This is a genomic window from Pseudomonas sp. GW821-FHT09E12, assembly GCF_059416085.1.
In genome coordinates, this window is sequence record NZ_JBWKOM010000012.1 from 106,657 (window position 1) to 119,784 (window position 13,128).

Annotated in this window: 10 protein-coding genes; 2 read left to right on the top strand and 8 right to left on the bottom strand. The window is 62.0% G+C overall.

Translation table 11 applies throughout. The features are described from left to right. Positions 1-7: 7 nt before the first annotated feature. Together AC07PQ_RS28535 and AC07PQ_RS28540 are read right to left on the bottom strand one after the other, a co-directional pair. Positions 8-253 (bottom strand): hypothetical protein, encoded by a 246-nt coding sequence (locus tag AC07PQ_RS28535; RefSeq protein ID WP_037035256.1) that lies wholly within the window; start codon positions 251-253, stop codon positions 8-10. Beyond that, a complete protein-coding gene (locus AC07PQ_RS28540; protein WP_493186621.1) occupies positions 243-428 on the bottom strand; it encodes a hypothetical protein in 186 nt (61 codons plus the stop codon). The genes AC07PQ_RS28535 and AC07PQ_RS28540 overlap by 11 nt, the downstream gene beginning before the upstream one ends. A 134-nt stretch (positions 429-562) precedes the next feature. Here AC07PQ_RS28540 and AC07PQ_RS28545 point away from each other — a divergent pair, with 134 nt between their 5' ends. Then, positions 563-1,246, top strand: coding sequence for a response regulator transcription factor (locus AC07PQ_RS28545; RefSeq protein WP_085532350.1), 684 nt, complete (start codon positions 563-565; stop codon positions 1,244-1,246). Next, positions 1,231-2,571 carry a sensor histidine kinase gene (locus AC07PQ_RS28550; RefSeq protein ID WP_007928421.1) on the top strand — a complete coding sequence of 447 codons (1,341 nt, stop codon included), beginning with the start codon at positions 1,231-1,233 and terminating at the stop codon, positions 2,569-2,571. The genes AC07PQ_RS28545 and AC07PQ_RS28550 overlap by 16 nt, the downstream gene beginning before the upstream one ends. An 8-nt stretch (positions 2,572-2,579) precedes the next feature. On the opposite strand, the gene AC07PQ_RS28555 is transcribed toward AC07PQ_RS28550, so the two are convergent. The 6 genes from AC07PQ_RS28555 to AC07PQ_RS28580 form a co-directional block, all read right to left on the bottom strand. After that, positions 2,580-5,315: a winged helix-turn-helix domain-containing protein gene (locus AC07PQ_RS28555; RefSeq protein WP_493186622.1), complete on the bottom strand. Its 2,736-nt coding sequence runs from the start codon at positions 5,313-5,315 to the stop codon at positions 2,580-2,582. Between the two features lie 327 nt (positions 5,316-5,642). Next, positions 5,643-7,007 (bottom strand): DUF1329 domain-containing protein, encoded by a 1,365-nt coding sequence (locus AC07PQ_RS28560; protein ID WP_007928419.1) that lies wholly within the window; start codon positions 7,005-7,007, stop codon positions 5,643-5,645. Positions 7,008-7,035: 28 nt separating this feature from the next. Then, positions 7,036-8,925 carry a DUF1302 domain-containing protein gene (locus tag AC07PQ_RS28565; protein WP_007928418.1) on the bottom strand — a complete coding sequence of 630 codons (1,890 nt, stop codon included), beginning with the start codon at positions 8,923-8,925 and terminating at the stop codon, positions 7,036-7,038. A gap of 337 nt (positions 8,926-9,262) precedes the next feature. Beyond that, on the bottom strand, positions 9,263-10,945 hold the full coding sequence (locus AC07PQ_RS28570; protein ID WP_101339060.1) for a fatty acid--CoA ligase: 1,683 nt from the start codon (positions 10,943-10,945) through the stop codon (positions 9,263-9,265). 255 nt (positions 10,946-11,200) lie between these two features. After that, positions 11,201-12,301, bottom strand: coding sequence for a hypothetical protein (locus AC07PQ_RS28575; RefSeq protein ID WP_493186623.1), 1,101 nt, complete (start codon positions 12,299-12,301; stop codon positions 11,201-11,203). 135 nt (positions 12,302-12,436) lie between these two features. Beyond that, complete coding sequence (locus tag AC07PQ_RS28580; protein WP_007928409.1) at positions 12,437-13,066, bottom strand: LysE family translocator; 630 nt, start codon at positions 13,064-13,066, stop codon at positions 12,437-12,439. Positions 13,067-13,128 lie beyond the last annotated feature (62 nt).

A 13,128-nucleotide genomic window follows, 5' to 3' on the forward strand; every position in this document is an offset into this window, starting at 1 on the left:
ACATCGGCTACTCATCCTCTTCGATCAGATAACAATTGTCACTGCTGCTGCGCCGGCCATGGGGATCGACGATAAAAGCCCCGCGCCCGTTGCCGCACTCCAGCAGATGCACCGGCGACAGCTCACGCTGTTGATCGATACGCGCATTGAGCCGGACGATATAGGTGCCCAGCGCAAGCGCCACGCAAAGAATCAGCAACAGGCACAACACCAACTGGTCGGTGTAACCCGCGCAGGTCTTTTCAGAAGACATAGGCAATAGAGCCCGATCCTGCTGCCAGCCCGCCCCCATTCCCGGTCAAGAACCCTGACAGCGGCCCACCCCCGCCCAGGCGCGCCACAGACGTGCTGGGCGACAAGGCACAGGCCATCAGGCCGATGACAATCAAGACCAGCAGAATGCCTTTGACGACAGGAGACAGGTTCATGGTGGCGCTCTCTTGGTGTAAAAGCCGCCACCCTAGAGCCCGGCGGGTTAACGCCAGGTAAACATCGGTAAAAAACGCGCCGGCTCCGTTATCCTCTGGGCCACTGAGCGACACAGGTCCAAGGGGACGTTCCCGTGCATATCCACCTGCTGCTGGTCGAGGACAACCTCGACCTGGCCAACACCGTCATCGAATACCTGGAGATCACCGGGATCGTCTGCGATCACGCCAGTAATGGCCAGACCGGCCTGAACCTGGCGCTGAGCCAACACTATGATGTGATCCTGCTGGACATCATGCTGCCGCGCCTGGACGGCCAACAGCTGTGCAAACAGCTGCGCGAACAGGGCAAACAGACACCGATCCTGATGCTCACCTCGCTGGATGCCCTGCCGGACAAGCTCGCCAGCTTTGCCATGGGCGCCGACGATTACCTGGTCAAGCCCTTCGAACTGGCCGAACTGGTGGCCAGGATCCGCGCCCTGAGCCTGCGGCGCAGCGGCCAGGCCAGCCGCCTGCAAGTGGCCGACCTGACCATGGATCTGTCCACCCGCAAGGTCAGCCGCGCCGGACAGGAACTGCACCTGTCGCCCACCTGCTGGACCCTGCTGGAGTGCCTGATGCGCGCCAGTCCCGAGCCGGTGGGGCGCGAACGTCTCGAGGCGACGGTCTGGGGCGACGAGCCGCCGGACAGCAACACCCTCAAGGTGCACATGCACCGCTTGCGCAAGGCGGTGGACAAGGATTTCAGCCAAACGCTGATCCACACTATTTCTGGCGTCGGTGTGCAGTTGAGGACCCCATGCGTAAAGGGCTGAGTCTGAAATGGGTGATCAGCGGCAGTTTTCTGCTGTTGATCGCCGTGGTGCTGCTGATCTACAGCCAGCTGCTATCGAGCTATAGCATCCGAGGCCTGCTCTATACCGCCAGCGCCATGATGGAAGAAGAAGCCCTGTATTTCGTCAGGCACTACAAGAAAGACCCAAGCCTTGCCCCGCCGCAGAACTATTTCTTCAGCAGCGTTATCGGCAAGGAAGCGCTGCCGCCGAAAATTCGCCAGTTACTGGATACGCCGCCAACCCTGTCCTTCGGCGCCGTGCAGGTGTTCGGTGAACTGGACGCCGATGGACAGGATGAAGTCAAAGCGATCCTGGCCCAGCCCCTGGGTGACGGCAAAATCCTCTACATGTTCGATGTCGACCACGACCATGAAGAAGGTGGCGAGGTCGAGACCCCGTTGTCGGATGCCTATCTCGATCACGAACTGAACAGCATTAATGTCATCAGTCTGGCGGTATTCATCCCGGCACTGATCATCATCGCCCTGCTGGTCTGGTGGCTGGTACGCCCTCTCGGCCGGCTGGCCCAGTGGTCCACCACCCTGAAAGATCCGGAGGAGGTGTCCAGCCAACGCCCGAATTTCCGTTTCAAGGAGTTCAATGTCCTGGCCGACTCCCTGGCCCAGAGCGTGCAACAGGTGCAGGCCGCCAGCCAGCGCGAAGGGCGCCTGCTGCGCTACACCAGCCATGAGTTACGCACGCCGCTGGCGGTGCTCAAGGCCAACCTGGAACTGCTGACCCTGCAGGCCGGGGGCTCCCTGCCCCCGCCTCTGCAACGTATCGAACGCTCGGTGCTGAACATGCAGCGCATTGCCGAGACGCTATTGTGGATGAGCCGCGAGCGCGTTGAACCCTTGCCGGAAGAAGCCATCGACATGGCCGAGTTGTTCAACGAATTGATCCAGGAGCATCGCTACCTGATCGGCAAGCGGGATATCGAACTGATCCTCGACATCAGCAACGAGCCTTGTCGCCTGCCCCTGACCGCCTGCCGAATCGTGGTTGGTAACTTTCTGCGCAATGCCCTGCAATATGCTGAAGAAGGCAGCATCGAAATCACCTTCGAACAGCTGCAACTGCGCATCGTCAACCGTATCCGTGATACCAGCCAGTCAGAAGAATCCAGCGACTTCGGCTACGGCCTGGGCCTGGAGCTGATGCGCCAGTTGTGCGCCAGGCTGGGCTGGCACATCCAGGTCCTCACCGAACAACAGCGCTTCACCGTGACCCTGGACTTCAACACCGCAGAGCCCCCTGCTTCGCCCCAGGAGCGAGCCGAGGACGATACCTGCAAGATCAGCTGAGCGCTCAATCAGCCCAGTAATCCCAACTCCTGGGCCCGGGCCACGGCCTGGGTGCGACGCTCCACCCCCAGCTTGCTGTTGATATGGCTGGCATGGGTCTTCACCGTGTGCAGCGAGATAAACAACTGATCGCTGATTTCCTGGTTGGAACAGCCCTGGGCGATCAGTTGCAGCACCGCCAGCTCGCGGGAGCTGAGGGCTTCACCGTGATGCTGCTCCAGGGAATCACGTGTCACGGCGGCCGGCAGGCGTTCGAGCAAGGTCTGGCGCAATGGCGTCGCCGCCCCCTGCTGAAGTTGCTCGCGAACCCAGGCCGGATGCGCCCGCACCGCCCATTCGAAGGGTTGCAATGCCCCACCCACGGCAGCCTCCAGTGCCTGGGCAAAGGCCTGTCGGGCCTCGGGGTCGCGCCCCTGGGCCAGCAACAGCGCGACCTTCTGATTCAGCGCCATCACATTGAGCATCTGCCGCCCGGTCTGCTGGCCATGCTCCAGCAGTTTGTCCAGGCGCTGCTCGGCCAGGGCCGGCTCGCCCTGGATGCTGTCGAGCAAGGCTTGCTGCAATTCGATATGCAGCGGCAGCTGTGGATGAAATTCCGGCGCGGCGGCGGCCTGGTCGCCGGTGTAGGTCTGCCCCAGGCGAGCCAGCCAGGCCTGCGCCAGGTCGGTGCGGCCCTGGGCCAGCCAGAGTTCGCATTTGACCAGGGTGATCATCGCCAGGTAGTAGATCGGCGGTACGTCCCAGATGTGCATCAGGCGTTCGGCCTCGGCCAGCTCGGCAAAGGCCTTGGCAAATTCACCGTTGTGACCTTCCAGGTTGGCGATCACGCAATGGCCGATCAGCACGCTGATATCGCGACAGGCCCGTGCCTCGACCAGCCCCGCCCGCAGGCGCGCCAGTCCGGTCTCGGGCTGGCAGCGCAACGCCATCAGGTAACCTTCGTACAGCGTCAGCCGCGCCCGTATCGCGTACAGGCGTTGCGCCGACAGGCCATACAAGCGCTGCAAGCCCTGGCGGACCTCATCCAGCGCCCGCAGGATCTCGCCGCGGGCTTGCAGCACCCGGGCCCGGTCGTAATGGGCCAGGGCCTCGAACAAGGGGTTGCCGACCCGCTGCGCCAGTTCCAGGGACTCGCGGTTGAGCCCCCGGGCACGCCACAGGTCGCCATCGGCGATCGCCAGGTTGGACAGGGTCGACAGGCACACCAGCCGCTGCCCGTAACGTTTCTGGGGCAAGGTTTCCAGGGCTTCGGTGCAATACAGCAGGGTCAGCTCGCGATTTCCACGCCCCCGGGCGACGATCCCGCTCAAGGCCAGCCATTGCGCCAGCATGGATTTCTGCGCGGTGGCCGAGGGGGCTGGCAGGAAGCGGCTCAAATGGCTGGCCAGCTCCTCGGCGGCGTCCAGCTGGCACGCCAGCCCCAGCGCCCAGCTGTACAGCACGATCAGCCGCGGGGTGCTGATCAGCAGGCTGTCGGGCAAGTCCATTTTCCAGCGCAGCAGCATGCCGACGTTCTGCTCGGCCAGCAGTTGTTCCTCGGACAGGTTCTGTACCAGGTTCGCCGCCACGTCCAGATGCCCGGCGCGCAACGCCTGCTCCACCGCTTCGTCCAGCAGCCCCTGGGCGTTGAACCAGCGACAGGCCCGCAGGTGCAGGCTGGCCGGCGGCAATATCTCGTTGGCGGTGGGCCGGGTGCGCAGCAGGTCGGAGAACAGGTGGTGATAACGGTACCAGTGCCCCTGCTCGTCCAGCGGCACCAGGAATACCTGGTGGGCCAACAGGTAACGCAGGATCTCGGCACTGTCGTGGGACTCGCGCAATGCATCGCACAGGTCGCTGCAGAAACGTTCCTGGGGCGCCGTGTCGTAGAGGAACGACTGCACTTCGGCAGGCAGGCAATCGATGACTTCTTCCAGCAGATAATCGCGAATCAGTCCTTCGCCGCCATTCAGCGACTGCGGCAAGGTTGCGCCACTGCCCGCCTCCGAGGCCGCCAACAGCCAGAAACGCAGCCCCGCCACCCAGCCTTCGCTGCGCAGGATCAGGCTTTCCAGCGCCTCGCCGCGCAGCGAACTGCTGTGCCGGTCGAGCAGGGTCAGGGATTCGTCGTAGGTCAGGCGCAAGTCCTGCTCATGCAGTTCCAGCAACTGCCGCGACAGGCGCAGACGCGCCAGGTGCCAGTCCGGGCGCTGGCGGCTGGTTACCAGCACCAGCAAGCCGTCGGGCAAATGATTGAGAAAGAACTGCAAGCAGCGATCGAGCACCGGCCCCTGGGCCAGGTGGTAATCGTCCAGTACCAGCAACAAGGGAGAAGCACTGGAAAGATGGGTCGCCAACTCATCGAGCAGCCCGTCCAGCCACTCTTCGAAGGCGAAGGGCTGGTGGCGCTGGCGCATCTTCAGCAGCCCGAGGGATTGGTTGCCCAGTTGGGCGAAATATTGTTGCAGCCCCTCAAGCAGGCGCTCGAGAAAACGTCCCGGATCGCTGTCCCGGCGACTGAGCCCCAGCCACAGGCTGCGCCAGTGCGGCGGCAGGCTTTGGCAGAACTCCACCGCCAGCGAACTCTTGCCAAAACCGGCCGGTGCGCTGACCAACAGCAGCCGGCCATTGAGGCCCGCGCTCAAGCGCTCGCACAGACGCGGCCGCAGTACGTAGCCGTCGGGCAAGGGAGGTCGGTAGAAGCGCCCTTCCGGCGCGGGAATGGCCGCACCGGCAGGCCCCTGGATACGGGACAGATCAGTCATGGCCAACTCTTATTGAAGTGCTGTTGTCGGCAATACAGATGTCGGCAGACTAGCGGTAAAAAGCCCCCTGTTGAAGATTTTTGCTACAGATGGATAGAAAAAGAATACAACCGGGTTTTTCAGCGTTCCCCGCGTACCAGTAGGAGCGAGCTTGCTCGCGATAAAGGCGGCGCGGTTTTACCGGGAGGTGGCATTGTCTGGAGTTTTTTCACGAGCAAGCTCGCTCCTACAGAGGCCGCCCCGGGTCTTGTAGAAAAACGCAGACAATAAAAAACGCCCCGAACCAGTCGGGGCGTCGATCGAGGATGCGCCTCGATTTACCGCGGGTTAACGAACGCCATCCTGGCGCAGGGCCGCCGGAGTGAAGTCGCTGGTGGTGGCGGTGAAGCCGAAGTCGTAGGCCGATTTCTCTTCGTTCTTCATGCCCAGTGCCAGGTAACGACCGGACTGCAGGTCGTAGAGGGTTTCCAGGGCGTACCACGGCACTTGCTTGTCGTAATAGTTCTCGGCATGCGCCTCGGCCACGCGCCACAGCTGGCCACGACCGTCGTAGTGGTCGATCACCGCGGCCTGCCAGGTGTCTTCATCGATGTAGAAGTCACGCTTGGCGTAGATATGGCGCTGACCTTCCTTCAGGGTCGCGACCACGTGCCAGACACGGCGCAGCTCGTAGCGAGCCAGGTCCTGGTTGATGTGGCCGGCCTTGATGATCTCGGCGTACTTCAGTTGCGGCGAATCGAGCTTGTAGCTGTTGGAGGCGATGTACATCTCCTTCTTGCCTTCCAGCTTCCAGTCGTAGCGGTCCGGCGCGCCGTTGTACATGTCGAGGTTGTCGGAGGTACGCAGGCCGTCGGCGGCGGTACCCGGACCGTCATACGACACTTGCGGGGCGCGACGCACACGACGCTGGCCAGCGTTGTAGACCCACGCCGAACGCGGCTCCTTCACCTGATCGAGGGTTTCGTGCACCAGCAGCACACCACCGGCCAGACGCGCTGGCGCGGTCACTTTCTGCTTGAAGTAGAACAGGATGTTGCCCGGGTTGGCCGGATCGTAGTCCTTCATCTTGTCGCGGAACACGAACTGGTCCTGGAAGTACACCAGGCTGAACGAGCCGTTGGCCTGTGGCGTCGCCTGGGTCACCAGGCGGGTCACGCTGCCGCCGCGATAGCGGGTGATGTGGTTCCAGATGACTTCCACGCCACTTTTCGGAATCGGGAAAGGAATGGCGGTCTTGAAGTTTTCCAGGCCGTTGCCGCCGCTGACCAGGTTGGTCTTGGTGGCGTTTTCCTTGATCGCGGCGAACACATCGGCAGGCACCGTGGCGCCGCGATGGGAAGGATAGACCGGCATCTTGTAGGTTTCCGGGTAGCGCTTGAACATCGCGTACTGCCCTGGCGCCAGCTTGTCCTTGTACTGCTCGACGTTCTGCGCGGTGATGGTGAACTGCGGCTGCTCGCTGGCGTACGGGTTGGACAGGAAGCCCTTGCCATCCACACTGCCGGCGTTGGTCGGCAAGGCTTTCCAGGCCGGAATGGTGCCGGCTGAGTTACCGGCCATTTCCGCGCCCATCGGCGTCAGGGAGGTACCCAGCTTGGCCGCTTCATCGGCCGAGACCGCGGCCATGACCCCGGTCGCCAGCAGCGACAGCCCGAGGACACCGACCTGCAACAGACTCTTGGTTACTTTCATATTCTTGTTCTTCCTGAAAATGCAGTGCTTAGAAGTTCACGCCGAAACTGAGGGCCACGAAGTCACGGTCATCCACGGTGGTGTACTTGCCGTCGAAGAAGTTGGTGTACGCCAGGCTCGCGGTGTAGGTGTTCTGGTACTCGGCATCCACGCCCAGGCTGATAGCCTTGCGACCTTCCTCGAAGTTGCCGCCAGGGCCAGGCGAGTAACCGCTGACGTCATGGGACCAGGCCACGTTCGGCTTGAGGTTCACACCGGCGAACACGTCGTTGTATTCCCAGATGGCACGACCGCGATAACCCCAGGAAGTCGAGGTGGTGAAGCCGTCGTCGTTGCAGTTGCGGCTGCGATTGTTGGTCGCCGCGCCTGGACCCGCGCCGTTGATGGTGCTGGTATTAAGGATCTGCGAGCAGGTGTCCAGGCTGCCGGTGGCAGGCAGTTCGCCCGGGCCATAGACCGGATCGCGGCCGTAACGAACCTTGGAGGTGCTTTCCAGGCCGCCCACGTAGGTCAGGCCGACTTCACCAACCAGGGTCAAGCGGCTCGCGCCCATGACCTGATCGAAGAAGTGGGTGAAGGTGGTCTGCAGCTGGGTGATCTCTTTACGGCGATAGCCGTGCAGGTCCTGACCCGGGGAGCCGTCGAGCAGCGAGGCATTGGCCAGGGTGCCGCCCAGGGGGCGAACACCGGCGAACAGGATATCGGTGGAGTTCAGCTGCACCGGAGCGTTCGGGCGATAGCTGATCTCACCGCTCCATGCGGTACCGGTAGGCAAGGTGGTGGAGAAGCTCAGGCCATAGAGGCGGATGTCCTCAGGGTACTCGACGAAGTACTCGGAGCTGCCCGCCACCACCAGTGGGCCCAGGGCGCGGAACGCTGGAGGCAAGGCCGCGACACGGTCGAAGACCGACTGCGGAGCACCGGTAGCGCTGAAGATCGGCGCACGGCTGTGGTAGTTCATGAAGTACGCGCCGAACTCGGTGTCGAGCGGCTCGTACATGTACTTGAAGGACACGCCCCACTGCCCGCTGTCCCGTGCATCGCGGTCCGGGCCACGACGCACCAGCACGCCTTCCTGATTGACGTCGACGCCCGCGGCGGCCAGTGGCCCCAGGGCAATCGACGGAATGGTCGAGCGCTTGTTCAACACCCGCAGATTGTCGCTGCAACCGTCGGCGATGATGTCCGGCTGGGAGAAGAAGGTGCCGCAGTTGTCGACGACGGTCTGGTCCCACTCCAGCTGATAGAAGGCTTCGGCCGAGAGGTTATCGGTCAGGCTCTGGGAGACGTAGAACATGTTGACCGGGATCAGGCCTTCCTTGATCTCCGCGCCAGGACGGCGGAAAGCCGATACGTCGATCGGGTTGATCGAGTTGATGCCGCCGCCGATGAAGGTACTTTCACCCCAGCTCACCACTTGCTTGCCCAGGCGCACGGAACCCGGCTGCTCGGCGATCGAGTAGTTGTGGTAGATGAAGGCGTCGAGGATCTGCCCACCGGAGGACTTGGCGCCTTCCTTGCGGTTGCTGTCGCTGATGTCCTTGAACTCGCGGCTTTCGTCCTTGAGCTCGAAGTCATACCAGTACTTGCCACGGACGAAGACGCCGGTGTCGCCGTATTTCAGTTCAAGGTCATGGATGCCCTTGAAGATCTTGGAAAAGGTTTCGCCGCTTTTGAAGTTAGCGTGGCCATCGTCGGAGGTCTGGGACAGGCCATGGCCGCCGTTGTTGACACCAATCAGATTCTTGTTGGGGCTCTGGGTAGACCAGCTCGCACCCAGCGATAGAGAAGAGTCGAACTGACCTTCGATTTCACCGATGTTGAAACTGACGCCGAAGGCAGGTCCGGCGAGCGTAGAGGCGAGACTGACGGCCAGAGGCAGTTTCGCCCGGCGCCAGAACTGGTTTACTGATGTCATCGACGCTACTCCATGTGCTTTATTGTTATGGCAGTGAGCACTTTTAAAAACGCTCTGAACGGGCGGAACCCAGTCAGCCCCGAAGTCGTTCAAAGTTGCATCGCCCCATGTTGTGCGGTTGCCCCGTTCTTAAAAATCCTTGGGCGGACTATAGCCAGCGGGTGGTACGGCTTGATCCCTCTAAAGTGTGATTTGCAGCCTCCAACCACTCTGGAACGGTCCTTTCGCCAGTCCGGCAAATGCCGGCACGGCAAGGATGGCTGAAAATTCGGATTTGACAAGGCAAGCGCTTGCTTGGTGGGCTCTACCGTGCCCTTTCGGGCACGGTAGAGGGTGTTTATAGCGTCGAAAGAAAGGTGCTGTTGTTGGCCTGCCATTCGGTGATGTCGAGGCGGATGCGCTTCTTGTCGAGCTTGCCGACACTGGTCTTGGGAATTTCAGTAACAAGGGCGATCTGGCTGGGAATCGCCCACTTGCTCAAGTGCCCCTGTTCGACAAACGGCTTGAGATGCTCCTTGAGCTCCTTGGCCTCGATCGCATGCCCTTCACGGACCACCAGCAAGGCGAACGGGCGCTCGCCCCATTGCGGATCGGGGATCCCCACCACTGCTACTTCGCGTACCGCCGGGTGACGGCTGATCAGGTCTTCCAGGGCCAGGGACGATACCCACTCGCCTCCGGTCTTGATCACATCCTTGATCCGGTCGCGAATATCGATCACGCCCATGCCGTCGAGAGTCGCCACGTCGCCGGTGTGCAGCCAGCCGCCTTCCCACAGCTCTGCGCCCTTCTGCGGCTCGTTGAAATAGCCTTCGGTCAACCAGGGCGCGCGCAGCACCAGCTCACCCTGGGTCTCGCCATCGGCCGGCAGGAAGTTGCCGTCGCCATCGACAATTGCCGCCTCCACCAGAGGTCCGGGCACGCCGGCCTTGATCCGGTAGGTAGTGCGCTCATCCTCGGTGCCCACCAGCAGTTCTTCGTTAAGGTGAGCGCAGGACACCAGCGGCCCGGTTTCCGACATGCCATAGGCCGCCGTCAGCTGAATGCCCTTGGCCTTGGAGGCCTCGTACAGCGCACGGTTGAGCGCGCTGCCGCCAATGACGATCTTCCAGCCGCCGAAATCCGTGCCCTGGGCCGCCTTGGCATTGAGCAGCATCTGCAGGATGGTCGGCACGCAATGGGAGAAGGTGACCTTTTCCTTGCGCCACAGCTCCACCAGCAGTTCCGGGTCGTAACGGCCGGGGTAGACCTGCTTGAGGCCGAGCATGGTCGCCACATAAGGCAGGCCCCAGGCATGCACATGGAACATCGGGGTAATGGGCATGTACACATCACTGGTGCCCAGCAGGCGCACGCTGTCGATGCTGCCCATGATCACCGCCACGCCCATGGTGTGCAGCACCAGCTGGCGGTGGGTGAAGTACACACCCTTCGGATTGCCAGTGGTGCCTGTGGTGTAGAAGGTGGTGGCCACCGAGTTTTCGTCGAAATCCTCGAAGGCGTACTGGGTGCTGGCAGCCGCCAGAAGCTGCTCGTATTCGCCCACCAGGTTGGGCAGGTCGGCGCTCTTGTCCGGGCCGTCGGTCAGCAGCAGGGTTTTCTGCACCGTGCTCAGTTGCCCGGCGATCGCCTGGTAGAGCCCGACAAACTCGCTGTTGACCAGCACGAAGCGGTCCTCGGCGTGATTCATGGTGTACAGGATCTGTTCCGGTGACAGACGCACGTTGATGGTATGGATCACCGCGCCGATCATCGGGATGGCGAACATGCACTCCAGATAGCGATGGCTGTCCCAATCCATCACCGCCACGGTATCCCCGGCCTTGACCCCGGCAGCCGTCAACACGTTCGCCAGCCTGGCCACGCGCTCGATCAGGGTTGGGTAGCTGTAACGCAGCTTGTCCCGGTAGACGATTTCACGGGTCTTCTCATAACGGGTGCCGGACATCAGCAGCCGCTTGATCAATAGCGGGTATTGGTAGGCGCCTTCGGCTGGCGGAATAACGCGAGTCTGCAACATAAGCATCCCTTTTCGTGACTGCACGGTCGTGGCTGAAGAACGCTCACTCTAGAGCGCCGCTGGCTCTGCCAAATCAGCCAAAGGAATGATTTGCAGAGCCGTACGAATGCTAGCTCCAAGCCAGCATTCGCGCGACAGGACATTCGCCATGGGAAGGCACATGCGTGAGCGTCAAGCCGTTTGCTCGGCCACCCTGCGCGGGAATAGCTCGACGCCCCGAATCAGCTCAAGGCGCCAGGCCCCATTACAGCCCCATCAGTTAGCCCCGGGTGTAGCCCCGTGAGGTTGCAAATGCTGTTGCAGGTAGCTGCGCAGACGTTTTTCCACATCGCGGTTACGCGGCCTGGGCAACCCGGCCGGCCATTCGCCACGCGCCAGCGCGCGAATCGGCGCCTGCTGGCTCATGCACCGGCGCTGGATCTGACGCAGCCCCTGATCCCACCAGACATGGCGGCAAGCCTCGACATAGGGCGAGATCGGGCCGCAGCTGCCATACAGCAGATCGCGCCCGACTTTTTGCATGTCCTTGTTCTGCCGCCTCAAGTAGAACTTGATCCGCGAACGCTGAAACAGCGACGGCAAGGGTTTACGCCGTGGGACCTCGCGCTGCAGGCGCAGCAACTCCGGCCGGAAGGCTTCGCCATGGCGCTGGAAGAACAGCGCTTGCATGGCGTGGAAGAAGTCCTTGTCGGAGAAGTAGTGATAGATGCAACTCTTGCTCTCGCCCACGGATTGACCGCGCAAGGCGAATGACAAGGCGATCTGTTCCAGGGTGTGCAGGTCCTTGATGTGGGCACTCCACTCGTCAATCAAGGCAATCGAGGCTTGCATCAGTGGACCATCGCCAGCCGTCAGGCCACAAACCCCGCTGTTGAACAGGCGCTGGTCGTCGGCTACCGACTGACCGCTGGCCTGCAGATAGCGGTCGAGCTTGACGAACTCAGGCCGGGTACGGACTTCGGACCAGAGAAACTCGTCTTCGTCGATCAGGTACCGGCCGGGCGCGATGCGATCGAACAACCGCTGCGGGTCGGCCTCGAACAAGGTGTCGGTATCGACAAACAGGGTCTTGTCCGCCAGCACGAGGCCCGCGGCAAAGGCACAGGCCTTGCGCCGGTGGTAGTAGCCCTGGTCACCCTGCCACTCGACCAGCGTTTGCTCGCTCAACGGCACCACTTGCACCGGCCAGCCGCGGTAATCCTCGGGACGGTCGGTCATGACCCGAATCACCAGCGGCTCGGCACTCTTGCTCTGGTCGAGGGCCGTCAGAATGCTGAACTTCGCTTCATGGCGATAAACCTCTTTGCCGCCATAAACCAGATAGAGCAACTGCTGCGGTACTTTTTGTATCGTCATCAAGCGTCCGGTCTCGCGCGCTCCGGACGGTCAAGGGGCTCGACCTGCCGGAGTGGCCATAAAAGCGGACGATTGTACGATTAATCCCAATTAAGGATCAGAAATATCCTATAAACCTGGACGAGAAAGACCGCCTCAATGCATCTCGGTAAAGGCCAGCTTCACCCCGATGGCGATCAGTACCGCGCCCATGGTGCGGTCGAACCAGTGGCCCATGCGGGCAAAACCGGCGCGGACTTTCTGCTGGCTAAACAGCAGCGCCACCAGGCAGAACCAGGTAGCCGTCGCCACCGCCAGGTACACGCCATAACCGGCCTGGATGGCCAGGGGCGTGTGCGGATTGATGACCACGGTGAACAGCGACAGGAAAAACAGCGTCGCTTTCGGGTTCAGGCCGTTGGTCACGAAGCCGGAAGTGAAGGCACCGCGCGCGGTGCGCTCGCCCGCTTCCAGATGCAGATTCTCGGTAGCGGGCTTGGCCGGCTGCGCCCGCAGGGCCTTGTAGCCGATGTACAGCAGGTAAGCGGCGGCGGCCCATTTCAGCGCGTTGAACAGCACGATCGACTGCGACACGATCAGGCCGATACCCAGCAGCGAATACCCCACGTGCAGGAAGATCGCGGTGCCGACGCCCAAGGCGGTCCAGGTGCCGGCGCGGCGACCGTGGGTCACGCTTTCGCGCACCACGACGGCGAAATCCGGGCCCGGGCTGGCCACTGCAAGCAGGTGAATAAGGGCGACGGTCAAGAACTCGGCGAGGTACATGGACACTCCTGTGTATCTAATTATTTCATCTGTTAGGCTCGGCAGATTACGCCTTCAGACCC

What these genes read in the sequence shown, in the direction of transcription:
- AC07PQ_RS28550 (WP_007928421.1), top strand. Translation starts at nt 1,231, where the DNA reads ATGCGTAAAGGGCTGAGTCTGAAATGGGTGATCAGCGGCAGTTTTCTG.
- AC07PQ_RS28555 (WP_493186622.1), bottom strand. Translation starts at nt 5,315, where the DNA reads ATGACTGATCTGTCCCGTATCCAGGGGCCTGCCGGTGCGGCCATTCCC.
- AC07PQ_RS28540 (WP_493186621.1), bottom strand. Translation starts at nt 428, where the DNA reads ATGAACCTGTCTCCTGTCGTCAAAGGCATTCTGCTGGTCTTGATTGTC.
- AC07PQ_RS28535 (WP_037035256.1), bottom strand. Translation starts at nt 253, where the DNA reads ATGTCTTCTGAAAAGACCTGCGCGGGTTACACCGACCAGTTGGTGTTG.
- AC07PQ_RS28575 (WP_493186623.1), bottom strand. Translation starts at nt 12,301, where the DNA reads ATGACGATACAAAAAGTACCGCAGCAGTTGCTCTATCTGGTTTATGGC.
- AC07PQ_RS28570 (WP_101339060.1), bottom strand. Translation starts at nt 10,945, where the DNA reads ATGTTGCAGACTCGCGTTATTCCGCCAGCCGAAGGCGCCTACCAATAC.
- AC07PQ_RS28580 (WP_007928409.1), bottom strand. Translation starts at nt 13,066, where the DNA reads ATGTACCTCGCCGAGTTCTTGACCGTCGCCCTTATTCACCTGCTTGCA.
- AC07PQ_RS28565 (WP_007928418.1), bottom strand. Translation starts at nt 8,925, where the DNA reads ATGACATCAGTAAACCAGTTCTGGCGCCGGGCGAAACTGCCTCTGGCC.
- AC07PQ_RS28560 (WP_007928419.1), bottom strand. Translation starts at nt 7,007, where the DNA reads ATGAAAGTAACCAAGAGTCTGTTGCAGGTCGGTGTCCTCGGGCTGTCG.